The following is a 24,817-nucleotide window of genomic DNA, read 5'->3' as shown; positions in this document are numbered from 1 at the left end:
GCGTCCACCATGTCCCAGCCGTCCTCCCCTCCGTCCGCCTCCCTTACCGGGTTGACGATCGATCCCGCCGAGTCGGCCTGCCCCGCCGCGTTCGATCCGCAGCAGTTCCGCGCCGCGCTGGGCATGTTCGCCACCGGTGTCACCATCGTCACCGCGCGCGCGCAGGACGGCACGCTGGTCGGATTGACCGCCAATTCCTTCAACTCGGTGTCCCTGTCGCCGCCGCTGGTGCTGTGGAGCCTGGCGCAGCGTGCCGGCTCGATGCCGGTGTTCAGCCGCGGCTCGCATTACGCGATCAACATCCTGGCGGCGGACCAGAAGGACCTGGCCCAGCGCTTCGCCACCCGCGACATCGACCGCTTCGCCGGCGTGCGCTGGCGCGAAGGCTGTGGCGGTGCGCCGGTGCTGGAGGGCTGCGCGGCGGTCTTCGAATGCGCCAACCGCAGCCAGTATGAGGAAGGCGACCATGTCATCTTCGTCGGCGAGGTCGAAGCCTGCAGCCGCGTGCCCGATGCGCAGCCGTTGATCTTCCACGGCGGCCGCTACTACACCGAGCTGCCGATCTGATGCCGCTGGCCGCCTCGTCCGTCAGGGCGATGCGGTGGCCTGGCCAGCGGGGTGCCGTCTCCATGGCCTTCAGACGCGAGGTGAAGCGCGTTTGACGCTGATGACGCTGATGACGCTGATGACGCGCGCATCGAGCGGCCATCGCTCACCGATCACCCATTCGTCACATGTCCATCACCCGGTGGCGGTCAGCTCCAGCGTCCGACCGGCCAGAAGGTCGGGCGGGTCACCACGCGACGCCAGCGAACGACGATGCCGACGGCGGTCAGCGCCACGGAGATGCCCATGAACAGCCACGGCGAGATGTCCAGCTTGGACACCAGGACGCCGAGACCCAGCATGCAGGCGACCAGCCCCATCACCAGCAAGGCCATGTGGGAGCCGTTGGGCTCGCCCTGGCGTGACCAGTCGCGCCACAGCAGCAGGCCGGCGGGCAAGGCGATGGTCGAGTAGTTCAGCCCCATCGAGAACAGCGTTGTGCTGCTGGATCCGGCGCTTTGCAGGTCCATGGCCACTTGCAGACCGACGATCAATGACAGGCCGAAGCCCCAGCAACCCAGGAACTGAAGGAACTGGCGTCGAGCCAGACCGCGATTGAGCGCTTCGCCGCGCGGCATTCCGGGCAACAGCAGCAACAGGGCCTGTTCGCGGCGCCGTTTGTAGAGCGCCGACGGTGTGGCCATGACCGGGTTGATCAACATGCTCATCACCCCGAAGGCAAAGCCGCTGACTGCATTGCGCAGGCCGATGTGGCCGCGGTCCCCCGTGATCGCGAATCCCACCGCGAAGGCGATCAGCACGCCGGCAATGATCACCAGTGAAGTGCCGATGACCATGCTCCAGTGCGTACCGGGATTGGCCACCAATTCGGCTCTGGCCAATGCGGAGCGGGGGGTCGATGTGGCGCGGCGCACCAGATGCTCACGCCAGATCACCCGCAGCCAGCAGAACAAATGGCGGAAGAACAGCGCCAGTCGGCCCTCAGGGAACAGGTTGGTCACGCGGCCACCGAACGCGTGTTCCTTCATGGCCTGGCGCATGGCCTGAGCACGCAGGTACTGCTGGCCGTGGGTCGGTCCGCCGGACTGGAACAGACGCCAGAGCATGAAGCCCATCAGGCCCAAGGCCAGTGCCGCCTGCGTCACCGGCTGGCGTTCATGCCAGCCCTGCATCACGGCCACGACCATCCGCCAGGCGGGGGATTTGAGCCAGATGCCGGCGGTCGACGGCACCACCCACACCAGCGTCCACAGCAGCGGCCAACGCGTCAGGATCGACAGCGCGAAGCAGGCCGCTCCGCCCACGATCGCCCACAACAGGAAGCTGCCGTCGACGAGGGACATCAGCGCCCCGGCCGTCAACGCCAAACCGAGGAACAGTCCGACAGCCACCTCGCGCAGCTGCCGCAACTGCCCCGGCACCAGGCGGGCAGCGATCGGGTGGTTCTGCGCCTGCAGCGCCATGAACGCGGACCACCAGACGAAGATCAGGCTGAAGGCCAGGAGCGACGGCATCGCCTTGGCCGTCATGTCCCAGCCCCCGAAGGTGAAGGTCAACACCATCGCGATCAAGGCCACCGGCACCGCGATGATGAAGAACATCTTGAACTTGCGACCCACCGCGCCCAGGATCTGCGCATGTCCGCCGGCCGGGCGCGGCGCGGCCAAGGTGGCGCTCATTGCGTCAGCTCCACGAACAGATCCTCCAGCCCGAGGGTTTCGCAGCGGACCTGGGCGTCGGAAGCAGGCATCGAGTCGCCGGCGAAGCGCACCAGCCAACGGGACTGAAGGGCGGTCTGCACGCCGGTCTTGTCGCCCGGTGCGCGACGCCGCAAGACCTGGCCCCGATGGGTGTCGACGAAGGCCTTCAGCGCGGTTTCGTCGCCGATCAGCAAGCGCACCTGTTCCGACAGCTCGTCCTGTGGCGCCTGCAGCGCGATGCGCCCGCCGCTGAGGAAGGCGATGTTGAAGGCCACGCGTTCCAGGTCCGACAGGATGTGGGTGGAGAAGAGCACGGTGGTGCCGCGGTCGAGCACCTGCTCGACCAGTTCGCGCAGGAAATCGCGCCGGCCGGCGGGATCGAGGCTGGCCACGGGCTCATCCAGCACCAGCAGGTCTGGATCATGCGCAAGGGCGCGCACGATCGACAGTCGCTGCTGCTGTCCCTGGGACATCTTGCCGATGGCTCGGTGGCGAGGCAGGTCCCAGCGGGAGAGCAGGCCTTCGACCTTGGACTCGTTCCAGGTGGGATAGAAGCTGCGGAAGTAGCGCAGCAGCTGGTCGGCGGTGAATTCGTCGAACAGATCGGATTGCTGCGGCACGTAGCCGAGCCGGGCACGCAGGGCATCGTCGGGGGACAAGGCGGGCTGGCCGAACAGTTGCACCTTGCCTCGCTGAGGCTCTCGAAGGCCCAGCAGGGTTTCGAGCAGGGTGGTCTTGCCCGCGCCGTTGCGGCCGAGCAGGCCGACCACCTGGCCGGGCTGCAGCGTCCAGTCCAGCCCGTCGAGTACGGCGGGCTGGCCGTCGAAGTGCAGATACAGGCCGCTCGCCCGAACCGGCAGTGCGCCGAGGGTGGGGGTGCCGACGTCTTGTGGGGCCGTCTCAAGGGCCAGGGTCTGCGTCATGGTGTGTCTCCCGTGTCCTGCAACAAAGTCTTGAACAGCGCCAGCACCTGGTCGGGCGGCAGCTCCAACTGATGCGCCTCGGCGGCGGCCTTCTCCAGCGTGGGCCGCAACAGCTCCACACGGGTTCGGGTGCCCATGGCTTTCTGATGCCGGGCCGCGACCACCATGGGCAGCCCGCGGCGGCGTTCCACAAGACCTTCGGCCTCCATCTGTCCGAAGGCCTTGGAGACGGTCATCGGATTGACGGCCAGCGCCTGCGCCAGCTCCCGCACCGACGGGATCTCCTGGCCCGCCACCAGCTGTCCGCTCGCGACCCGGCGGCGCAGTTGGTCGACCAACTGCCGATAGATCGGCTCGGTGGAACCGGGGGTGATGGTGAAGAAGAGGTCGGTGTCCATGGGTGATACAGCGTGTACTAGTACAGTAATACAGCTGGGTGGACGGCGTCAAGTGAGGGTTGGTACGGGGTGGACGGACCTTCCGCGCGGAGTGCGGGCTGAATGCGGGCGGGAGTTGTCGAAAACCATTCAGTTCTGAACTTTGTTCACTCAGTTCTGAACTTTTCGGAGGGCTCCCGTGTCGAAAACCATTCATCTCTGAACTTTGTTCGTTCATCCCTGAACTTTTTTGACACGAAAGGACGCGGGGTGGGCGGGCAGGGCGCCGCCGCGCGCGCTCCGCCGCCAGTCTTTTGCAGCAGAAGTTGCGCCCTCACGGGTGCATCTGGGAGGCGCCGGGAGGCGGGGGGGGTGCACAGGTCTTCGGGCGGGCCCGAAAGTCGCCTGCAAGGCCATTTGCGACCTGCGGCGGCGGCTGGCCGCCTTCAACGACAGCTATGTGGCGCACGGCCGAACAGGTAGTCCCGGCGAGCATGGACAGCATCGACGCGCTGCTCACCAGCAGTTCGCGCAGATTGGCCAGCGCCGAGCCCATCGTCAGATCCGCGCGCAGGCAGATCGCATCGGAGCCGAGACGCGGGGCGTCGAGGCCTCCTCCTGCCAGGATGACTTTCGACCATTCCACATCCCTGGTTGCCGTGCAGAATCGACTGTGCTGCTCGCTCGCAACGAACGAAGCAAGTCTCCAGGAAATTCCATGGGCGCCACCATCAACCCCATCGATCCTGATCTCGAATCCTTTGCCCGTGCCTTTGCCTCGCGGGCCGCAGCCGCGCCGGACGAAGCGCTGCAGCAGTGGCGCGCCGATACTGCAGGCCTGACCGAAGTCCAACGCGACATCGGCGGGCGCCTCGCCGCCGCACAGCTCGATTGGCAAGCCAAGGCCGTGCTCGGAACGCGGCGCGATGGCACAGCTCTCATCACCGAGTGGGACGCCGATCGCCTGCGCGCACCTTACGTCCCGCGCCTGCCTCTGCTCTCCCAGCGCCAGACCTATGCCTACTGCGCCGGCATCGTCCTTCAGCGCGGCACCGCCGCAGCCGTCAACGCCCTCCAACAGGGCCGAATGATTCTCGTCGGCCTGCGCCGTGAGACTTCCACGCTCGCCAATCAAGGCCTCGGTGTCTATGACGACCACATCGTTGTGCTCAATGGTGGGGACGGTCTGCGTACGGCTCGCGTTTTCCCCGCCTGCACCGAGCCTGGCGCCCAATACGCCCACCGCGCCTCTCCTGTAGGCAATGGTCGTCTCGATGACCGCTACAAGAACGTGCGCTTCAAACACACCGAAGGCTTTGACGTGAATGGCGACGGCATCGCCGAGATCGGCCGCCTCCGCGCAGGCACCTACTTCTTCGGGGAGAAGCCGCGAGGTCACGTCAAGCGCCGCGCCTTCGAGGCCACGCGCACCCAAACCGCCGAACGCGACACCAACGGCGATGGCCGATTCAACGCCTTCGATCCCAATCGGATCGACACGAAGAACGCCCAGACTACGATGTACATCCACCGGGGCGGCACCCAGGCCTCAGGCAACACCTGGTCCGCGGGCTGCCAGACCATTCCGGATGATCTCTACTACCGCTTCCTGGCCTCACTGGGCCAGATGTCGTCGTTCCACTACGTCCTCGTCGATGGCTACTGAACACCTCCTGCGTAACGTCGCCCTGCTTCTCGCCACGGCCGGCTTTGCTTCGCTTGCCAGTTGTGCTGGCGCTCCCTCCGAGAACAAGGCCGCGACGACCGTTGCGAACACAACGCTCCCGATTACCGCTTGCAAGTTCGGAGCCTTCGTTGCCGAGAACGATCCGGCCGGCCTCAACGTGCGCGCAGAGCCGAGTGCATCCGCCAAGGTGCTCGGGAAGCTTCCGCGGACCTTCGTCGAACCCTCGGCGGGCTACGGCGTCCGCATCGAGGTCGAGGTTGCCGGGGCGCGCAACGGCTGGTTCCTCATCCGCAACGCGCAGGACAACGATGCCCTCACGGGTCAGCCACCCCGGCGCCTGTACAGCGGCGAAGGTTGGGTCAGCGGTAGCAAGTTGACGGTGAAGTCTCAGGCCGACGTCGGCCGTTCCCTACCCGGACCTGACGCCGCTGCAGTGCTGCGCATCGGCGACAACCAACGCTTCGATGACGACGACACCATCGAGGCTGCTCGCCTTGTGGACTGCAAGGGCACCTGGGCGCAGGTGGAGTTTTCCGAGCAGCGTTTTCCGGCGGACATGCGAGCGAGTTTGAAAGTCGAGCGCGCCGCGCGTGAGGGTCTGCCCTCCGGTCGCTTCCGTGCCTGGGTTGATCGCATTTGCGCGATTCAGGAAACGAGCTGCCCCAGTCTTGGTGCGCCAGAGCCGGCGCCTTGAGACGGCGCAGAAGCCGCCGCCAGGTAGAACAGCCAACGAGGTCCGACGCGAGGCGATCGGCCTTTGCCGTCGCCTCTCTGCCTCTGACACTCGCGCTCAAGACGTGACCCTCCTCAGCTCGTCGGTCAATCGCGCGCTCCACCACCCCCAGCATCCTCTGCCCTTCGCGGAGCGACTCCTTCACCGCGTTTCCGGACGAGGTCGATGCTGCGCTTCTCGCGGTGATGGAGACGGTCATGGCTTAAGGCGGTTCGGACGAGCGGCTTTGCAGCGATCGGCGACGGTCGGGAGGCTTGGCAGCGGTCACTCAGAGGTCATGAGCGCGGGCGGGATCGTGGAACGGCCGGTCTGGCCACCAGCCCGATCTGTCTGAGCTTGAGCCGGTCGGCGCCTGGATGACAGGAATGCGCTGATGACCGGTCGCACCACGCGCGGCGTCGAATGACCGAGAACGCTGCAAAAGCGTCTCTCACGTTTTCTCGATCGCGTTGCAGATCCTCGCCGATGCATCGACACTCGCGTTGCAGCTTCTGGTGAACATTTCACTCAGGGGAGGCCTCACCCACAGGAGCTTGTTGATGAAGTCCACGCGCCCCTACTCCATTAAGAGCCGGTATTCTGCGTTTGTCCAACGCGGGGGCCGTATTGCGCTTCCGCCTGATACGCCAGATCTCCATCTGGGCCAGCGAATTTACTTTTTCGCGCAGGACGGTCAGATTGGCTTTATGACTCGGCCGAAGGGGCGAGTTCACGGACGGCTGTTGTCCGCACGCGTCCGTCGCTCGGTGAGAAGCTTGGCCATATATGGACCTCGCACCCGTGTCCCTATTCGACGGAGCATCCGCCGCTGACCCCAAGCCATCCGGGATGGCAAGGGCAGGCTGGGCATTAGGTCAAGCCAGTGGCAGATTACCGCATCGCTGTTGGTTGAATGAAAGTCATCGTCCCAATGATCGTCGCCTGCAAACCAGCGAGAGCGTTCCCGCTGCGCTCAATAGAAAGAGACCATGCGCGTCTCTTCGCCATGGCTCGACAGACTCACCCAAAACAGCGCCGACTTTGACGCACAGAGCAGTGCCGCAAAGGCTGCCGGGCCTGTAAATGATCCCCAAACCGCAATCGCATGCTCACGGAAGCCACCTTGTGGCGCGCCAGTCCAGTGAAACGCAGCTCACCTGGGGTCCCCCGAGGCCGCCAAACCGCGCCTCGTGAAAAAGTTCAGAACTGAATGAACAAAACCCCGGAAAGTTCAGAACTGAACGAGCAAGCAGTTCAGAAGTCGACGAGCAGGGTTCTCGTAAGTACTTGATCCGACGTTGAGCAGAGTTCAGAACTCGCTGAACTTCGACATGCGGGCGGGAGTGCCTCCCGACACTGACTCGTCATGCACCGCCCGGTCTCGCCGCTCCCTGGCTGACGGCCGTGCCGACAGGTCTCGCTCAACTTGGCCCGCCGGTCAGGGGCAGGTCATGCGCCCCCAATGCCCCAAAGCCGGTAGGTCCAGAATGAGGGCTCGGCCTTGACGCGTTTGAAGAGCGCCGCCGGCGTGAACCCGGTGATCCTGCGCGCATGGCGGATCATGTGGGACTGGTCGGCGTAGCCGGCTGCTGCGGCGACGTCGGGCCAATCGATGTCTTCTTGGCCATCGTCCTGGGCCAAGGCTTCGAAGAAGGCACGCTCGGCGCGTCCCATCGCGAAGAGCTCTCGGTGGGGAAGTCCCAGCCACTGCTTGAAGCGGCGCTCAAACTGGCGGGCGCTGCGCCCCTTGCCACTCAATGCCGCCCGGCGTGCGAGATCCTCGCACCAGTCGTGGATGCGTTCTCGCCGAGTCACTGACTGGGTCTGCTCTGCGCGCCACAGCGGACGGAAGAACTGCTCGATCAGCGTCATCCGGGTGGGGTCGTCCGACGCCTGCAGCACCCGCTGCAGGAAGTCGTGCCACGAAGGTGGCATCACCTCATGCGCATCCACCCACTGGTCCAGCCACTGCGCGGCGTCCACGCCCGTCAGGCGTCGCAATGCGTCGGGCCTGAAGTTCAGCATCAAACCGTGAGAGGGCGGTGAGCACCAGGTGGTCACGGGGCGTCGTTGGGGGCCGTTGAAGGTGATGCGGGGAAGCGCCCGCCTGCGATGTGCTGAAGCCCGTTCGCCGCCGACATCGCACCACTCGCCTTGCCCTTGCATCCACCATGACACCGTGCAGTAGGGCGATGCCGGGTAGTGGTTGTAGAAGTCGGCATCCGCCTTCAGTTGCACCGCATCGCAGCGCCTGGACATCGCCGCCACCACGCAGCCAGAGAGTTCATAGGTGGGCAGCCACAGTTGGCCATCGCTGGGAGGGAGAGAGGTTGGGCTGAGTTGCATCTCGGTCGATGGTAGGCCGATCCTGGGCCACGTCGGGTATGTCGGTTGCGTTCTATCCCGGATCGGGACGTGCGGGCAGCATCCCGCTCATGACATCTCCGAAGTTGATTCCCGTCTGTGAAGACATCTGGCAGGTGCGGCGGGCACTTGTGGTCAATGGTGTGCCGGCGCACACGCGGATGACCGTGGTCCGGTTGGCCAGCGGCCAGCTCTGGGTGCATTCGCCGGTGGCCCCTTGCGCCGACCTGATCACTCAGTTGCAGCAACTGGGTCCGGTGGTGGCGGTCGTGGCACCCAACTGTGCCCACCATCTGTTTGCGGGCTCGTTCATGCAGGCCTTTCCGCAAGCCAGGTTGTACCTGGCGCCAGGGCTGGCGCGCAAGCGGCCGGACCTTCAGGGTCATCCCCTGCCCGACGAGCCCGGCAACTGGCAGCCCGATCTGGCCTACCACTTGTGGCGCGGCATGCCGCTGATCAACGAGACGGTCTGGTTCCACGCCCGCAGCGGCACCCTGATCCTCACGGACGTGTGCCAGTGGTGGACGGGTGATGCATTGCCCTGGCAGGCCGCACTTTGGGCACGGCTGACGCGTGTGCGCAGCCGCGTGGGTGTGCCCCTGCATGTCCGCGCCTTGGTGCGTGATGCCGAGGCCGCCGCCGCCAGCGCGCGGCAGATCCTGAACTGGCCCATCCAGCGCATCAGCTTGGCGCACGACGCGCTCGTTGACGTGCAGGCCCACGAACAGCTGGCCCGGGCGCTGGCCCCCCTGCTTCGTAGAGGGCGCTGAGCCTTTGCCGGCCGCCTTGATCTCTATGCCCACTGAGATTTTTATGGTGACAGCCTCGGCTTTGGGCCGCAGTGCGCGGTCAGTCTTCCGTGTCGCCGAAAGCGGCCATGAACGCCTGAGCGAACGCGGGTGATGCGCTGAAGGTCAGTGTCACGGTGACCCAGCCGTCAGCCTCGCGCTGGACCAGCAATTCGTCGTCCCAGTCGTGCCCGTCTTCCACGGGACCTTGGCGGCCTGCAAATTCGCGTCGGGCCCAGGCGCGCAGGAGATCCACCTCGGTCATGACCGCGCCGTGCTGCGTGTCGCGTGTCGACGCCATGGCTTCTACGGTGAGGATTTCGTCTGAGCCGTCGGAGAGGTCGAGGGTGAGGTGGCGGATGGGAGCGTTCATGGCGGCGGGGGACGAGTGCCTTGATGGGGGCGTCGGAGCGTAGGCGAATCGTATCGAAGGCCCCGGGCAAGGCAGCGCTTGCCCGGCGCGCGCCTTACAACATGCAGGAATGGATCTGCCGCTCGACACCGGCGCGGGGCATCCTGACCCACAAGGACGGCGGCTCGACCTCCAGCTGGGATTTCCAGTTGAGAGGCAGGCGGCTATGCCGTCCGGGGAGTGAGGCCTTTGCACGAACACCCCTCTGATTCCGCCATGAAAAACGCCCGGCATCAGCCGGGCGTCTCAGTCTCAATCGATCACACACTGTCATCAAGACGTCGCCACTGAAGTCGTGTCGTTCATCCTGACAGGCAGCGTCGATTCACCAGGCGCATGCCGCCAAAGAAGCGGCCAACACTCCCGGCGTCTGTCACATCACTTGCTGCTGACGACCTGCGGCGCCGAGGCGGCGGCAGCAGGCGCTGGGGTGACGACTTCGGTCGCCAGGGTGGGCTGGCCTTCCTTCTCCACCGTGCGATCGAAGACCAGGGTCTTGCCGAACACCAGTTGCATCCAGGTCGGATAGGTGTAGGCGGTGCCGCGGTTGTGATCCACGATGGCACCAATGCCGCCGCCCAGGATGATGTTGCCCCACATGCCGCCATTGGCGCGCGAGATGGCACGCGCATTGGCTTCCGGGTTCTTTGGATCCTTGCAGACGATGTCCAGGTCTTTGCTGGAGCGACGGACCTGGGCGGTTTCGCCCGACTTCATGGTGGTGGTGCCGTAGTCGTTGGTCAGACGGCATTCGGCGCCGACCACCATCTCGCCGGTGGCGCTCTTGGTTTCCACCTTGATCGGATGGGTGGTCTCGTTGACCACCGACGCACAACCGGTACAGGCGAGCACGACGAGTGCGGCAAACAAGGTCTTCATTTCAGGTTCTCCCTCAACTGTTGAAACGCTCCGCCACTCATTCTTTTGAGCGCTCATTGGCTTGGCGCGGAGCGGGTCCGCATCCTGCCATTGCTCGGGCACGTCGATGCCCCCGGAGAACCCTGTGTTGCCCCACTCATTCAGGGTGGATCGGTGCCACGGCACCCATCGCCTGGCAACCCGTAGACAGTGGCGCAAGACGGCCGCGCGCGTGAGATCGCTCAGTTGAGGGCCTCCTGTTGCCGCCGTTGGACTTCGAGTGTTTCACCATGAAAAACGCCCGGCATCAGCCGGGCGTCGCAGGCGCATCCAATCACGCGCCGTCAGCAGGGAGCCCACACCGTCTGCACCGTGCGGCTCCTCGTGGTCTCCTCACCTCATAGCGAGTTGAGGAAGGCGATCAACGCCTGACGGTCCGCCGTGCTCAAGTTGACGAAGCGCTGACGGCTGGCGGCACCTTCGCCGCCGTGCCACAGGATGGCCTCGGTCAGCGTGCGGGCGCGGCCGTCATGCAGATAGCCTACCTTCACGCCGCTACCGGCCACCGCCTCGGTATAACCGATGCCCCACAGCGGCGAGGTGCGCCACTGGCTGCCGCTGGCCTGGTCTTCCACCAGGTTGTCGGCGAGGTCGCTGCCCATGTCGTGCAGCAGCAGGTCGGTATAGGGCTTGATGGTCTGGTTGCGCATCTCGGCCAGTTCGGAGGCCAGGCCGGTCTTCATCTCCGCCACGTGGCAGGCGGTGCAACGGATGCTCGAGAAGACCTTGGCGCCAGCTGCGATCTGCGTCGGATTCACATCCAGATAGGGCAGCGGGGTCACGCCCTTGGGGAAGCCGCTCGTCACGCTGCGCTGCGCCGGCACACCCAGCAGGGCGACATACCGCGAGAGCAACTGCAGGTCGTCCTCGCTCAGGCCCTTCTCCGACTTGGTGCGATTGCACTGAGCCGGTCCGGCCAGGCAGTCCCGGTTCGGATAGATCGGCGAGGTGACCGACATGTCCAGCAGCGCGGCGCTGGCCGTCTGATGGCGCAGGCTCACCTTGGTGGCCTTCCAGCCGTAGCGGCCCACCCGCACGGCGCCGGTCTCCGGGTCGTAGACCAGGTTGGCCTGACCCTTCACACCGTCTTCGTCTGCCGTGGTGCGCACCCGGGCCAGGATGTCTGCGTCCGGAATCGCTTCCAGCAGACCCATGCCGATCACCGGCTGCGCACTGCGCAGCGAATAGGCGGCCGGCGTCGGGCCGTCAAAGCTCACCCGCGGCTTGCTCAGCGTGACGACGGTACCGTCCGCCAGCGTCACCGTCTTGGTGTCGAAGCCGGCCACACGCACGCTGTTGCCCCAGTCCTGTGCCACACCGGTGGTCAGCGAGCGGGCATTCATCTGCACCGCCAGGCCATACACCGGATGCGGCTGCTGCTTGCCGTTGGCGTCCACCGCCGCAGTGCGCACGGCCATGGTGTCCAGCCGCTGGTTGATCACCTGCGGGGCCAGGCTGCGACCGTTGTTGATGTGGCAACCGAAGCAGTTGGTCTGGTTGAAACGCGGGCCCTGCAGCTTCACCGCCGCTGTGTTGCGATCGTTGCCGGCTTCGTTGTGGTCGCCGGTCCACATGTTGGTGTGGAACCAGCGGCGGCCCTCGACGAAGCGCTGCATGTTCTGCATCCCGATCTGCGTGTTGGGCTGCTGGAACATGAAGGTGGCGTTGTCGGCGTAGTCGTAAGAGATCGAGCCGGTGCCGCCTTGCAGGGTGTCCGCCGGAAGCGGGGCGTTCATCAGACGGGGCTGCACGCCGTACCAGGGCCGCAGGCCGCTGCCCACCACGTAGGTCACTTCGTTGGTGTAGTAGCGGAAGTTGCCGTTGTCGCCGATCGCATCCATCGCGGCGCGACTGGAGAAGAACGAGCCGGTGAACTCGATCGCGTCGCCCACCTTGAGGCTGCGCGACGGCACATTCACGCCGTTGGGCACCATCACGCCGTTGGCATTGGCGGCCACATCCTGGTGGCCCGGCACGTTGTCCAGCACCACGGAGCAGCCGTCGTTGGCGCCGATCACGCCGCCGTAGCCGGTGTTGGGCTTGAGCAGCGCGCCCTCCGGCGGCTTGGGGACGACCGGGCAGGAGGTCAGGTCCTTGAAGCCGTCGGTGTAGGTGGTGCGGTCCAGCAGCGTGCCGGGGGACATCCAGCCATAGCCGGTCACGCCCGGGTCGTCGAATCGGCGGAAGAAGGAATGGCCGCCGCCGCGCTGGGCCTGCTGGTAGTACTGGTTGACGATGACGGTCGGCTTGGTGACACCCGCCACCCGGCTGTTGTCGATGAACTCCACACCCCAGGTGCGGTTCTTGAAGTAGTTCGAAATGAAGTTCAGATAGGCGCCCGGGCCCTTGTCCACCGGCTTGCCGTTGGCGTCCACGGTGGCATTGGTGCCGTAGCCGACTTCCGCCCAATCTTCGCCCCGCTCGCGCGCATGGCGGGAGCGCCCGACGAATCCAAATCGGGTCACCAGCGTGCCGTCCGGCAGGGTGAACTGGGTTTGCTCCAGCACCGTCGGCGTGGCGGGCGTGACCACGGTGCTGCCCATGGGCGGCGCCGAGAACGCGGAGGTATTGAGCGACGGCAGCGTGTTGTCATTGCCGGGCCCGTTGAAGGTCACCTCGAACAGCGAATAGCCGTACTGGGTGGCGCGAGCCACGCCCTGCAGACGGACGTACCGGACGTTGGCGTTGAGGTTGAAGAACTCCTCGGTTCCGCCCTTGCCGCCGGCGACATAACGCAGCTGATACCAGGTCTCACCATCGTCGGACACCTGCAGCGCGTATTCCTTGCCATAGGCGTTCTCCCAGATCAGCTTCATGTAGCCGATCTGCGTCTTGGCGCCGAAATCGAACTGGATCCACGCTTTGTCGTCAGGCGTGCTGGACCACCGCGTGGTCAGGTTGCCGTCGACCGCCTTGTCCGGTCCGTTGGCATTGTTCTCCGAGGCGCTGGAGGTCGCCTTGACCACCGCCACGGCGCTGCCGGGCTTGCTCAAGTCCACGCCCGAGGGCAGTTGCAGCGAGGGCGGAAGGGCCGGCGCGGCCGGGCCGGTGCCGGTGGGCAATGCCGGAATTTCGGGCGGGGCCGGTGGCAGCTCGGGTTCGTCGGTGCCCCCGACGGGTGAGGATGCCGGGGGCGCGGGTGCCGGCGCGGGAGCGTCGGCCACCGGCTTGGTGTCGGTGGAGTTGCCGGAGGACCCGCCGCCGCAACCGGTCAGGGTGCCAGCGGCGCTGATGGCGACAACAGCGCCGAACATGAGTCCCCAAACGGTCCTCGGGAATGGGCATGCCAACGTCGGGTCAGCCTCGGTGTGGGTGTGGCGCATTGCGCTCCTGCAGGTTCGATAGAACGAGACACCACCAGGCGCGCGGGTTCGGCGCCCAGGTGTACTTGGGTGTCGTTCAAGCAGAGAACGTGCCGGTTGCGATTTGTCACACCCAGGCGTCAAAGTGACAGAAAGGGTCCGTTCTGACCTTGGGCGCCCGGTTCCAATGGCTCATTTGTGCGAATTGAGGTCAACCCGTGGTCACGTTTGGTCAGGAAGGGACAATTTGTGTCACTTCCTTTGACCAAATTGGTCGGGGGTGAACCGAGTCGGTGGCGTCAGGCTTGATCCCAAGCGATGCGATGGGCGCGCAGATCTGGCGCCGATCGCCCTTTCTGTGCGAGGCCGATCGGTCGCCATTCGCTGTCCCCTCCTCTAGAGGAGTCGTGTCCCCTGCTTTCCAGTTCTGTGTGGGCAAATTAAATGGCCTCAACGCCCAACGCCCAACGCCCAACGCCCAACGCCCAACGCCCAACGCCCAACGCCCAACGCCCAACGCCAACGCCAACGCCAACGCCAACGCCAACGCCAACGCCAACGCCAACGCCAACGTCGGGGGCCGCACGCGCTCGATGGGCGGTCCAAGCACACGAGGCCGGCACAAGAGGCCCGCACACGTCCCTTCCACCGAAGGGTCCTCCCGAATCAGCCTACAGTCCGTCGCAAGGAGTCCCCGCATGTCTGATCGTTCCCTTCCCACCGCCGCCGCTCCCGCCGCGTCGGTGATGGTCGACCGCCCGCAAACCCTGGGCGAGGAGATCGCCAATGCCATCAGTCATGGTCTGGGCACTTTGCTGGCAATCGCTGCGCTGCCCATCCTGGTGACGCGGGCGATGGGCCACGGCGGAATGGCCGATGTGGTGGCGGCCGCCATCTTCGCGTCGACCGGCATCCTGCTGTACGGCATCTCCACGCTGTATCACGCCCTGCCGGCGCGGTTGGCCAATGGGCGCCTCAAGGCCTGGCTGATGCGACTGGACCATGCGGCGATCTATGTCTTCATCGCCGGCAGCTACACGCCGTTCACCCTGGGCGTGCTGCACTCCGGCCCGGGCGTGACGCTGTTGATTGCCGTGTGGGCGGCGGCGGCCTTCGGGGTCACGATCAAGTTGCTCAACCGGTTGCGCCATCCGTTGGTGTCGACCGCGCTCTATCTGGCGATGGGCTGGGTGGTGGTGTTTGCCATCGGACCGCTGATCGAGCGCACCCCGGGACCGGGCCTAGCGCTGCTGGTGGCGGGCGGCCTGAGCTACACGCTTGGCGCGGTGGTCTTCCTGCTGGACAACAAGGTCCGCTATGCCCACTTCGTCTGGCACCTGTTCGTGCTGGGTGGGAGCGTCTGTCACTTCTTTGCCGCGCTGTTCTACGCCTACGCGTGAGGGCCGAAAAGCTGTCGAGCCACATTGACTTGACAAGGACAAGCGGTTTCGAGAGCGGAGGTGTCTGTTCGACTCGATATCAAGCATGGACGCGTTCATCTGCGGTCCTTCTGCGCGTGGGTCACCTTACGCTTGACCGCGAGTGGCTATATTGCGAAAATCCAGCGACCACTCATCCCTTGCGATGTCATTCAGTTGGCCCTCGTTCGGGACGAAAAAGCCGCTCTTCTGGGCGGCTTTTTCACATCTGAACGGCTTCAGTTCCTGTGGCGGACAGCGAAAAAGTTCCCTTGAAGATTGGCGTCTATATCGACGGCTATAACCTGTATTACGGCAGGTTGCGCAACAGCGCCTACAAGTGGTTGGATCTGGTGAGCCTCATGGAGGCCATCCTGCGGCGGAGGGACCAGAGCGAACAGCTGGCCTGCGTGCATCTTTTTACGGCACACGCGTTGGCCACCTTTGCCACTCACGGCGCTGCCTCTGTCGAAGCACAGTCCGCTTATCTCCGTGCCTTACAAGCCAGGCATCCAGATCGGTTCAGGATCACTTACGGCAAGCACAGCTTCGATAAAGACGGATCGCTGTTGCCGGAATTCGTGCAAGGTCAGCCGTATGACCGAGCCCGACGAACGCGGGTGTGGCATCTGGAGGAGAAGAAGACGGATGTGAATTTGGCGATCGCCATGTACCGCGATGCGGCTCAAGGTCGCTATGACCGAATCATTCTTGTGTCCAACGATAGCGACGCCGAACCGGCGCTCCAGGCACTGCGTGAAGACTTTCCTCACATTGGGATTGGTGTGGTCGTCCCCATCCCTCCTCCCATCCCTGGGAAGACGCCAGGCCGCAGAGTCAGTGGGTCACTTTCTAACTTGGCTGATTGGGTCATACGGCATCTGACAGATGAGGAGTTGCAGGCGGCGCAGTTGCCATCGCAAGTACCCACAAGGAAGAAGGCTATTCCCAAACCAGCACATTGGTGAGCGGTCTCCCATCCGTTCCCACTTCCCCCTATCGCCCCTTCGGATTTCCCGTACGACAAGCACCCGCCTTGTTGATAAGCTCCACCGCGCACAGAACCACGCAGGGAGCCAGGCGATGACGCAGTTGCAGGTGAATGGCAAGACGGTCGAGGTGGACGCCGACGGCGACACCCCGCTTCTATGGGCGCTGCGTGAGCAGCTCGGCTTGACCGGCACCAAGTACGGTTGCGGTCTCGCCCAGTGCGGCGCCTGCACGGTGCATCTCAACGGCGAGGCGGTCCGCAGCTGCGTGCGGCCGCTGTCCACCGTCGCGCCGACCGACAAGATCACCACCATCGAAGGGCTTTCCGCCAATGCCAGCCACCCGGTGCAGCACGCCTGGGCCAGGCTGGACGTGCCCCAGTGCGGCTTCTGCCAGAGCGGCATGATCATGGCCGCCGCCGCACTTCTAAAGGACAAGCCCAAGCCCACCGATGCCGACATCGATGCGGCCATCACCAACATCTGTCGATGCGGCACCTACAACCGGGTGCGCGCCGCGATCCATCTGGCGGCCGGGCAGGTGCCGCGCAAGTCCATCGCCATCCGGCTGCTGGACCCCAACGGGAGCGAAGCATGAACGCGCCGCGCGATCTGCCTCAAGGGCCTGACCTTTCTGCGGACACCGCGGCGCAGGCGCCGCTGGGTCAACCCCGCAGCCCCGCCCGTCGATTCTTCCTGCAAGGCTCCAGCGCCGCAGCGGGCGGCTTCATGTTGGCCTTCCATGTGCCGGGCCTGACGGCGCCGGCCGACGCCACCCCCGTGTCCGCCGTCGCGGCCGCTTCGGGCGCCTCGGGCGGGACACCGGAGGTCAATGCCTGGGTGGTCATCCAGCCCGATGACACGGTGATCGTCCGCATCGCCCGCTCCGAGATGGGTCAAGGCACCCTCACCGGCCTGGCCCAATTGGTGGCCGAGGAGCTGGACTGCGACTGGACCCGGGTCCGCACCGAATATCCGACCCCCGGCCAGAACCTGGCGCGCAACCGCGTCTGGGGCAGCTTCTCCACCGGCGGCAGCCGCGGCGTGCGCGAGTCCCACGACTACATACGCAAGGGCGGCGCCGCCGCCCGCCTGATGCTGATGCAGGCCGCAGCGGATCAGTGGAAGGTGCCCATGGCCGAACTGGCCACCGCCAACGGCCAGGTCCGGCATATGCCCACCGGTCGCACCTCGACCTACGGTCCGCTCGCCGCTGCGGCGGCCAAGCTCACACCGCCCACCGATGTGACGGTGAAGGATCCCAAGGACTGGCGCATCGCCGGCAAGCCCTACAAGCGGCTGGACACGCGCGGCAAGCTCGATGGCAGCCAGGTCTACGGCATGGACCTGTCGCTGCCCGGCATGCTCAATGCGGCGATCAAGGATTGCCCGGTCTTCGGCGGCAAGGTGAAGCGCTTTGATGCGGCCGCCATCGCCGGCAAACCCGGCGTGAAGAAGGTGGTGCAGGTGGGTGACAGCGCCGTGGCGGTGGTCGCCGACACCTGGTGGCGCGCGAAGACGGCCCTGGATGCCCTGCCCATCGAATGGGACGAAGGCCCGAATGCCAAGCTCGACAGCGAGCAGATCGCCGCCATGCTCAAGGCGGGCCTGGACGCCGGCGAGGCCGCGCTCGGCCAAAGCCAGGGTGATGCCAAGGCCGGCCTCAGCGGCGCCGCACGGCGGATCGAGGCGGTCTACAGCTATCCGTTCCAGAACCACGCCACCATGGAGACGATGAACGCCACCGCGCGTTGGACGCCCCAGCGCTGCGAGGTCTGGACCCCGACCCAGAACGGCGAGGCCGCGCTGGCGGCCGCCTCCGAGGCCTCCGGTCTGCCGCCCGCCCAGTGCGAGGTCTACAAGCTGCATCTGGGCGGCGGCTTCGGCCGACGCGGCGCGGTGCATGACTGGGTGCGCCAGGCGGTGGCGATTGCCAAGGCCATGCCCGGCGTGCCGGTCAAGCTGATCTGGAGCCGCGAAGAGGACATGCTCCACGGCCGCTACCACCCGATCACCCAGTGCAAGCTCACCGCGGGCCTGGATGCGCAGGGCAAGCTGCAGGCGCTGCACGTGCGGATCTCGGGCCAGTCCATCGTGGCGGGGATCTTTCCGCAGAACATCAAGAACGGTGTCGATCCGGTGGTGTTCCAGGGGCTGAGCAACGGCGGCACCGAAGGCGCTTTCGGCTACACCGTGCCGAACCTGCTGATCGACCATGCGATGCGCAACCCGCCGGTGCCGCCGGGCTTCTGGCGCGGGGTGAACCTCAACCAGAACGCGATCTATGTCGAGAGCTTCATCGACGAGATCGCACACGCCACCCGGCGTGACCCGCTGGAGTTGCGCCGCGAGCTGCTGGCCAAGTCCCCCAAGCACCTGGCCGTGCTCAATGCCGCCGCCGAGAAGGCCGGCTGGGGCAAGCCGCTGCCCAAGGGTCACCATCGCGGCCTGGCGCAGATCATGGGCTTCGGCAGCTATGTCGCGGCCTGTGCCGAGGTGTCAGTGGCCGCGGACGGCACGCTGAAGATCCATCGCATCGTGGCCGCGACCGACCCCGGCCATGCGGTCAATCCGCAGCAGATCGAGGCGCAGGTGGAAGGCTCGTTCGTCTACGGTCTCTCGGCGGCGCTGTTCGGCGAGATCACCGTGAAGGACGGCCGGGTGCAGCAGGACAACTTCCACACCTATCCGGTGGTGAAGATGGAGCACATGCCGAAGGTGGAAACCATCGTCATGCCGTCCGGCGGCTTCTGGGGCGGCGTCGGGGAACCGACGATCGCAGTCGCGGCGCCGGCGGTGCTGAATGCGATCTTCGCGGCGACCGGCCAACGCATCCGCGACCTGCCCTTGTCCAAGCACACGCTCAAGCCGCGCGCGGCCTGACGCGCCCAGAGCACCGACGCCGATGCTGCTCGCCGAACTGCTGCTGGCCGGTAGCGTGCTGCTGCCGTTCCAGATCACCGGCGACGCGATTCAGGAGCCCCTGGGCGGCCTGAACGGCGATGCGGCACGGGGTCGCGCGCTGGTGGCCAGCCGCTCCCAGGGACTGTGCCTGCTCTGCCATGCAGCGCCGATTCCGGAAGAGCGGCAGCAGGGCAACCTGGCGCCGGACCTCAAGGGCGTGGGCGCCCGCCTGGACGCCGGTCAACTGCGGCTGCGTCTGGTCGCCCCGCAGCAGCTGAATCCGCAGACGTTCATGCCGGCCTACTACCGGGCGGGACCCGAGGCCGGGCTGCACCGTGTGGCGACCGACTTCGACGGCAAGCCGGTGCTCGATGCGCAGCAGATCGAAGACGTGGTGGCCTATCTGCGGACCTTGAAATGAAGTCGACGATCTCATCGACGGCATCGCCTGCGTCGACCACGCCCACCGACCCCACCCGTTGGCCCACCCGCCGCCTGCTGCTGCAGGCCGGCGTGGGTGCCCTGCTCCTGCCGCGGCCGGCCTGGGCCAGCCGGGTCGAGCTGGAGCGCGCGGTGCTGGCCTTCACCGGCGGGGTGACGCCCGAGCCGGGCGGGCTGGTCCTGGACATTGCGCCATTGATCGAGAACGGCAATGCCGTGCCCGTCACCCTTTCCATGACCGAACCGGCCCGCGCCATGGCCCTGTTCAACGAGCTGAATCCGCAGCGCGAAGTGATTCAGGCGGCCTTCGGTCCGCGATCGGGCGATGCCCGTCTTTCCACCCGCATTCGCCTGGCCACGAGCCAGCAGCTGGTCGCCGTGGCCCAGACCGCCGACGGTCGCTGGCGTTCGCAGCGGGTCGAGGTGGTGGTCACCTTGGCCGCCTGCATCGAAGGAGGCTGAGCCATGGCACTGACCCGCATCACCCTGCCCGAGCGCGTGCGCGCCGGGGAAATCGTCGAGGTGCAATGGCTGATCGCCCATCCGATGGAGACCGGCTACCGCGCCGATGACCTCGGGCAGGTGGTGCCACGAGACATCCTCCGCAGCTTTGAATGTCTTTATCTCGGCGAGCGGGTGGTGCGGCTGTCGCTCTACCCCGCGATCGCCGCCAATCCCTATGGGTCGTTCACCCTCAAGGCCGATCGCAGCGGGCCGGTGGTCTTCCGATGGGAAGGCGACCACGGCTTCGTGCAGCAGGAAGAGCGCCGACTGGAGGTGATCTGATGCGCGCCTGGGCGCTCTTGCTGCCATTGCCCTTGCTGTTGGGAGCGGCGCGGGAAGTGCCGCCCGCGTCGCGCTCCGGATTCGATGTCATGACGCCGGCCCTGCAGGCCATGCAGCGCAACGACGCGCAGAACCCGGCGATGCTGTGGACCGCCAACGGCGCCACCTTGTGGAAGGCCGAGCCGCCCAATGGCCGGCCGTCGTGCGCGGGCTGTCATGCGTCCGGCCTGGCCGGCGCAGCGGCCCGGTTTCCGGCGTTTTCCGAGGCGTTGCAGCGACCCGTCACCCTGAACCAGCAGATCAATCGCTGCCGCACCGAGCATCAGGAGCAACCCGCCTGGACGTCGGAGAACGATGCGTTGCTGGCGCTGTCTGCCTACATCGGCCAGCAGTCGCGCGGCTTGCCGATCGCGCCCCCCAAGGATTCGCGGCTGGAGGACTGGCGTCGCGCGGGCGAGGCGCTCTATCGCCAGCGCATGGGGCAGTTGCATCTGTCCTGCGCGCAGTGCCATGAGGAGCGCGCGGGGCAGCGGCTGGCGGGCGCCGTCATTCCGTCGGGGCTGGCCACCGGTTATCCGATCTATCGACTGGAATGGCAGGGCATGGGCTCGCTGCAACGGCGGCTGCGCAACTGCACGACCGGCGTGCGCGCTCAGCCCTTGGGCGAGGACGCCTTGACGCAGGTGGAGCTCTATCTGATGCAGCGCGCCGAAGGGCTCAAGCTGGAAACACCGGCTGTGCGCCCCTGAGGCATTGGGCGGCTTGTGGCCGCGAGCTCCGGAAACAGGCGCGCGGGTCGGGCGCCATGACTCGCCGCGACCCGCGCTTCGGAGCATCGGTCGACGTCACCGCTGGGGTGACGTCGGTGGGGAGGGGCTCGCTCAGGCGGCCTGCACCTCGCTCAGGCGGCGCAGGTGGCCCGGCTCGCTCAGGAAGCGCATGCGCTCGTTGGCCGCCAGACCCTGCAGGGCGCCTGGCACCGTGGCGATGCGGTCCAGGTGCAGCCCGCGGACTTCGGCGCGCAGGCCGCGTCCGGTGTCGCGTCGGCCCATGGCCTGGCAGGCCAGGTCCAGCAGGCGACGGCTGGACAGCAGTTCGGTCCAGCCCGGCAGCTGCCGGGTTTGCTGGCCATAGGCCCAGGCCTGGCGCAGCACCGTGGGCGGGCGCTGTTCCTCGGGGATCAGCAGCAACCCGGCGCGGCGCAGGCGGGCACCCAGGGCGGCCCGGCTGGAGAACACGGTGATCGGCGCGGCCAGGATCAGCGGCAGGGCGATCGGTGCAATCCAGATCAGGGTGGACGGACGCAGCACCGCCAACACCACCGCCAAGGCCAGCGCGAACAGCATCGGGCGACCGAAGGTGGCAAAGGCCTGCGACCAGGACACATCCTCGGCGGCCCGCGGCGGGGACTTCCACTCCAGCTGCAGGCCGGTCAGCGCCGCCAGACAGAACAGGCTGTGACCCACCATCCGCAGCGGCGCCTGCAGCAGCGCCATCGTGGCTTCCGCCGCGCTGCTGGCCAGCAGGCCGAGCACGCCGCCGTACTGGCCGTGCTCGCGGCGCAGCAGCACCGCCATCAGCGCCAGCACCCGCGGCAGCGTCAGCATGCCGATGGTGCCCAGCCACAGGGCCAGCACGCCGGGAGCGAGTTGGCCGTCCGCGGTGAAGGGATGGAAGCTCTCGTTGCCGCCCACATTCCACATCACCACGCCCAGGCTCACATACAGCAGCCACAGCGGCGCTGCCAGATAGGACAGCGCACCGGTGATCAGCATGCCGCGGTGCACCGCATGCAGACCGGGTTCGGCGATCAGGCGGGCATTCTGGATGTTGCCCTGGCACCAGCGGCGGTCACGCTGCAGCTCGGCCAGCAGATGCGGCGGTTGCTGCTCATAGCTGCCGATCAGGTCATGGACCAGCCACACGTGATAGCCGGCACGACGCATCAGCGCGGCCTCGACGAAGTCATGCGAGAGGATGTCGCGGCCGTTCAGCGGCGCCAGCGCGCAGTGCTTCATGAAAGGCTCGACGCGGATGATCGCGTTGTGGCCCCAGTAATGCGCCTCGCCCAGCTGCCAGTACTGCATGCCGGCGGCGAACAGTCGACCGGTGACGCGGCTGGCGAACTGCTGCGCACGGGCATGCAGCGTGTCGTGGCCGCAGACCTGGTTGGCCGCCTGCAGGATGCCGCAGCGCGGGTTGGCTTCCATCAGCCGCACCAGGCGGATCAGGCAGTCGCCGCTCATCACGCTGTCGGCGTCCAGCACCACCATGTAGCGGTAGTTGCGGCCCCAGCGGCGGCAGAAGTCGGCCACGTTGCCGGCCTTCTTCTTCACCCGGCGCTGACGCCAGCGGTAATGAATGCGGCCTTGGCCGGCGAACTGCTCGCGCAGCTCGGCCCAGGCGGCCAGCTCGGCGGTGCGGCACTCGGGGTCGCTGCTGTCGGACAGGATGTAGACATCGAACAAGCGCAGCGCCCCTTCGGCCGCCAGCGATTCGCAACTGGCGCGCAGACCGGCGAAGACGGTGGTCACGTCCTCATTGCAGATCGGCATCACCAGCGCCGTGCGGGCATCGGCACCGATGGGGCGATGGTCGGCATCGGCCGCGGAGAGTGCGTGGCGGTCGCCGCGCAGCATCACCCAGAAGCCCATCACCGCGGTGACGCAGCCGGCGCTGACCCAGGCGAACAGCAGCACGAACAGGCCCAGATGCAGGCTCTGCAGCAGCAGCGGCAGTCCGGGCGAGGCCCAGCCGCCTTGCGTATGCAGCATCACACCGGTGGCCAGCGTGGTCGCGGCCGCGATGCACAGCATCAGGGCCTGGCGCCGACGGCGGGCGGCGCGTTCCCAGGGCGCCGGCTCGGAAGCCGGCGGCAAGGCGTGATCGATCGGGGCCTGGCTGAACCATGGGCGAGGCACCATGGCGCCGCGCAGGATGCGCGGTGCGCTGGGACCCGTCGGGCCAGAGGCGCCGGCGATCATTGGGGAGGAAGAATGAGGCTCCATGTTTCCGTCAGAACGTTCGATTCGTGTTGAAGGAATCCGCGCAGCTCAGTCGGCTGCCCGGGGCGGAGTTGCTTGACGCGGGCGGTCATCCGCCAGCCGCCAGTGGCCGGATTGGGATAGGCATTGGCCTCGGTGACGCGGCCGTTGGCATCGGTGCTGAGCTGGGCGACGACCTTGGCGTCGGCCGGCAGGGCCTTCAGGGACGGGCCCTCGAAGTCGACGATGTATTGGGTTTCGTCCTTGTCCAGCTTGGCGTAGCTGTAGCCGGTGCGGGTCTGGCTGGTCCAGGCGCCGGGCGGGCGCTGCTGGGGCGCATCGCCTTGCTGATGCAGCCGGTAGGCGAAGTCCAGCGGCTGGCCCGGAGCGGGCTGCTTGGCCGGCACCCAGTAGGCGACGATGTTGTCGTGGGTTTCGTCGGGCGTGTGCAGCTGCATCAGCTCCACGCGGCCCGGGCCCCAGTCGCTCAGCGGCTCGATCCAGGACGAGGGCCGCTTGTCGTAGCGGGCTTCCACATCCTCATAGTTCGCGAACTTGCGGTCGCGCTGCATCAGGCCGAAGCCGCGCAGGCCCGGCACACTGAAGGAGGTGGTGAAGGTGCCCTTGGGATTGATCAGCGGACGCCAGATCCATTCGCCGGTGCTGCTGGCGACCATCAGACCGTCGGAGTCATGCACCTCAGGGCGGAAGTCGCCGAGCTGCGGCTGGTTCTCGCCGAACAGGTACATGCTGGTCAGCGGCGCCAGCGCCAGCGTGGCCACCGGCTGGCGCAGGAACACCCGCGCCTTCACATCGATGACGGTTTCCGCGCCGGGGCGCACCAGGAATTGATAGGCCCCGGTGGCGCTCTTCGAATCGAGCAGCGCGTGGATGGTCAGGGTCTTGCTGTCGGTGGCGGGCCGCTCGATCCAGAACTCGGTGAAGCGGGGGAATTCCTCGCCCTTGCCGCCGACGGTGTCGATCGCGAGACCTCGGGCCGACAGGCCGTAATGCTGACCGGCACCCAGTGCGCGGAAATAGCTCGCGCCCTGGAAGACCAGCAGTTCGTCCTTGTACTGGTCGTTGTTGAGCGGGTAGTGGACCCGGAAACCGGCGTAGCCGATGTCGCCCCAGCCTTGCGGCGAGAGCTTGTTCTTGCCGTAGTCGAAGTCGTCCTTGCGGAACGGGATCGCGCGGGCATGGCCGCCCACCACTTCATTGATCCGCACCGCCTCGGTCTGATAGTGACCGAGGTGGAAGAACATGGTCTCGAACGGCAGCTTCTCCTGGCGCCACAGCGCGCGGGCGGGCTTGAAGCGGATGTCGCGTGCCTGGTCGTAATCCAGGTTCTTCAATTCCGCGGGCAGGCGGGCCTGCGAAGCGGCGTACGGCTGGGCGGCCAGCTGCTGGGCGCGTTGCGCCACGTCCTCGAAGCCGAATGCCTGGGCGGCCGCGCCGTTCAGCGCGAGCAGCAGCCCCAGAAGCGGCCCCAGGACCTGGGTCGCACTGCGCGGGGAAGGGTGGAGGTGGTGTCGCATGTCCGGG

General features: G+C 66.4%; 22 protein-coding genes. 12 read left to right on the top strand and 10 right to left on the bottom strand.

What is annotated here, in order from left to right:
• Window positions 1-51 precede the first annotated feature (51 nt).
• Window positions 52-567, top strand: coding sequence for a flavin reductase family protein (locus N4261_RS25400; RefSeq protein ID WP_435531979.1), 516 nt, complete (start codon window positions 52-54; stop codon window positions 565-567).
• Between the two features lie 188 nt (window positions 568-755).
• On the opposite strand, the gene N4261_RS25395 is transcribed toward N4261_RS25400, so the two are convergent.
• From N4261_RS25395 to N4261_RS25380, 4 genes are all read right to left on the bottom strand, one after another.
• Window positions 756-2,246 carry a hypothetical protein gene (locus N4261_RS25395; protein WP_261758029.1) on the bottom strand — a complete coding sequence of 497 codons (1,491 nt, stop codon included), beginning with the start codon at window positions 2,244-2,246 and terminating at the stop codon, window positions 756-758.
• Window positions 2,243-3,190 (bottom strand): ABC transporter ATP-binding protein, encoded by a 948-nt coding sequence (locus tag N4261_RS25390; protein WP_261758028.1) that lies wholly within the window; start codon window positions 3,188-3,190, stop codon window positions 2,243-2,245. Before N4261_RS25390 ends, N4261_RS25395 begins: the two co-directional genes overlap by 4 nt.
• Window positions 3,187-3,588 carry a GntR family transcriptional regulator gene (locus N4261_RS25385; RefSeq protein WP_261758027.1) on the bottom strand — a complete coding sequence of 134 codons (402 nt, stop codon included), beginning with the start codon at window positions 3,586-3,588 and terminating at the stop codon, window positions 3,187-3,189. Before N4261_RS25385 ends, N4261_RS25390 begins: the two co-directional genes overlap by 4 nt.
• Window positions 3,589-3,901: 313 nt before the next feature.
• Window positions 3,902-4,213: a hypothetical protein gene (locus tag N4261_RS25380; protein WP_261758026.1), complete on the bottom strand. Its 312-nt coding sequence runs from the start codon at window positions 4,211-4,213 to the stop codon at window positions 3,902-3,904.
• Window positions 4,214-4,285: 72 nt separating this feature from the next.
• Here N4261_RS25380 and N4261_RS25375 point away from each other — a divergent pair, with 72 nt between their 5' ends.
• Both N4261_RS25375 and N4261_RS25370 read left to right on the top strand, forming a co-directional pair.
• Complete coding sequence (locus tag N4261_RS25375; protein WP_261758025.1) at window positions 4,286-5,233, top strand: hypothetical protein; 948 nt, start codon at window positions 4,286-4,288, stop codon at window positions 5,231-5,233.
• The gene (locus N4261_RS25370; RefSeq protein WP_092945496.1) at window positions 5,223-5,948 is read left to right on the top strand and encodes an SH3 domain-containing protein; all 726 of its coding nucleotides are present in this window, start codon (window positions 5,223-5,225) and stop codon (window positions 5,946-5,948) included. The genes N4261_RS25375 and N4261_RS25370 overlap by 11 nt, the downstream gene beginning before the upstream one ends.
• Before the next feature lie 1,467 nt (window positions 5,949-7,415).
• Here N4261_RS25370 and N4261_RS25365 read toward each other — a convergent pair.
• The gene (locus N4261_RS25365) at window positions 7,416-8,312 is read right to left on the bottom strand and encodes an AraC family transcriptional regulator (protein WP_261758023.1); all 897 of its coding nucleotides are present in this window, start codon (window positions 8,310-8,312) and stop codon (window positions 7,416-7,418) included.
• Between the two features lie 89 nt (window positions 8,313-8,401).
• On the opposite strand from N4261_RS25365, the gene N4261_RS25360 reads away from it, so the two are divergent.
• Window positions 8,402-9,100, top strand: a complete 699-nt coding sequence (locus tag N4261_RS25360) for a DUF4336 domain-containing protein (protein WP_261758022.1) — start codon at window positions 8,402-8,404, stop codon at window positions 9,098-9,100.
• A gap of 79 nt (window positions 9,101-9,179) precedes the next feature.
• On the opposite strand, the gene N4261_RS25355 is transcribed toward N4261_RS25360, so the two are convergent.
• The 3 genes from N4261_RS25355 to N4261_RS25345 all read right to left on the bottom strand — a co-directional run bounded on the left by N4261_RS25355 (window position 9,180) and on the right by N4261_RS25345 (window position 13,702).
• Complete coding sequence (locus tag N4261_RS25355; RefSeq protein ID WP_261758021.1) at window positions 9,180-9,491, bottom strand: hypothetical protein; 312 nt, start codon at window positions 9,489-9,491, stop codon at window positions 9,180-9,182.
• Window positions 9,492-9,908: 417 nt separating this feature from the next.
• The gene (locus N4261_RS25350) at window positions 9,909-10,409 is read right to left on the bottom strand and encodes a hypothetical protein (protein WP_261758020.1); all 501 of its coding nucleotides are present in this window, start codon (window positions 10,407-10,409) and stop codon (window positions 9,909-9,911) included.
• Between the two features lie 377 nt (window positions 10,410-10,786).
• Window positions 10,787-13,702 carry a di-heme oxidoredictase family protein gene (locus tag N4261_RS25345; protein WP_261758019.1) on the bottom strand — a complete coding sequence of 972 codons (2,916 nt, stop codon included), beginning with the start codon at window positions 13,700-13,702 and terminating at the stop codon, window positions 10,787-10,789.
• Window positions 13,703-14,448: 746 nt separating this feature from the next.
• On the opposite strand from N4261_RS25345, the gene trhA reads away from it, so the two are divergent.
• From trhA to soxA, 8 genes are all read left to right on the top strand, one after another.
• Window positions 14,449-15,150: a PAQR family membrane homeostasis protein TrhA gene (gene trhA / locus N4261_RS25340; protein WP_261758018.1), complete on the top strand. Its 702-nt coding sequence runs from the start codon at window positions 14,449-14,451 to the stop codon at window positions 15,148-15,150.
• A gap of 290 nt (window positions 15,151-15,440) precedes the next feature.
• Window positions 15,441-16,136 (top strand): NYN domain-containing protein, encoded by a 696-nt coding sequence (locus tag N4261_RS25335; RefSeq protein WP_261758017.1) that lies wholly within the window; start codon window positions 15,441-15,443, stop codon window positions 16,134-16,136.
• 115 nt (window positions 16,137-16,251) lie between these two features.
• The gene (locus N4261_RS25330) at window positions 16,252-16,755 is read left to right on the top strand and encodes a (2Fe-2S)-binding protein (protein ID WP_261758016.1); all 504 of its coding nucleotides are present in this window, start codon (window positions 16,252-16,254) and stop codon (window positions 16,753-16,755) included.
• Window positions 16,752-19,040: a xanthine dehydrogenase family protein molybdopterin-binding subunit gene (locus N4261_RS25325; RefSeq protein ID WP_261758015.1), complete on the top strand. Its 2,289-nt coding sequence runs from the start codon at window positions 16,752-16,754 to the stop codon at window positions 19,038-19,040. Before N4261_RS25330 ends, N4261_RS25325 begins: the two co-directional genes overlap by 4 nt.
• 22 nt (window positions 19,041-19,062) lie before the next feature.
• Window positions 19,063-19,482 (top strand): sulfur oxidation c-type cytochrome SoxX, encoded by a 420-nt coding sequence (gene soxX / locus N4261_RS25320; protein WP_261758014.1) that lies wholly within the window; start codon window positions 19,063-19,065, stop codon window positions 19,480-19,482.
• Window positions 19,479-19,964: a thiosulfate oxidation carrier protein SoxY gene (locus N4261_RS25315; protein ID WP_261758013.1), complete on the top strand. Its 486-nt coding sequence runs from the start codon at window positions 19,479-19,481 to the stop codon at window positions 19,962-19,964. The genes soxX and N4261_RS25315 overlap by 4 nt, the downstream gene beginning before the upstream one ends.
• A 3-nt stretch (window positions 19,965-19,967) precedes the next feature.
• On the top strand, window positions 19,968-20,288 hold the full coding sequence (locus tag N4261_RS25310; protein ID WP_261758012.1) for a thiosulfate oxidation carrier complex protein SoxZ: 321 nt from the start codon (window positions 19,968-19,970) through the stop codon (window positions 20,286-20,288).
• Window positions 20,288-21,037: a sulfur oxidation c-type cytochrome SoxA gene (gene soxA, locus N4261_RS25305; RefSeq protein WP_261758011.1), complete on the top strand. Its 750-nt coding sequence runs from the start codon at window positions 20,288-20,290 to the stop codon at window positions 21,035-21,037. The genes N4261_RS25310 and soxA overlap by 1 nt, the downstream gene beginning before the upstream one ends.
• A gap of 132 nt (window positions 21,038-21,169) precedes the next feature.
• Here soxA and mdoH read toward each other — a convergent pair whose 3' ends face one another.
• Window positions 21,170-23,272, bottom strand: a complete 2,103-nt coding sequence (gene mdoH / locus N4261_RS25300) for a glucans biosynthesis glucosyltransferase MdoH (RefSeq protein ID WP_261758010.1) — start codon at window positions 23,270-23,272, stop codon at window positions 21,170-21,172.
• Window positions 23,269-24,810 (bottom strand): glucan biosynthesis protein G, encoded by a 1,542-nt coding sequence (locus N4261_RS25295; protein ID WP_261758008.1) that lies wholly within the window; start codon window positions 24,808-24,810, stop codon window positions 23,269-23,271. The genes mdoH and N4261_RS25295 overlap by 4 nt, the downstream gene beginning before the upstream one ends.
• Window positions 24,811-24,817 lie beyond the last annotated feature (7 nt).

It is taken from the genome of Roseateles amylovorans (assembly GCF_025398155.2).
In the GTDB taxonomy this organism is placed as follows: Bacteria; Pseudomonadota; Gammaproteobacteria; order Burkholderiales; family Burkholderiaceae_C; genus Roseateles; species Roseateles amylovorans.
The sequence above is the reverse complement of the archived record's forward strand: the minus strand, read 5'-3'. Positions and strand labels throughout refer to the sequence as shown.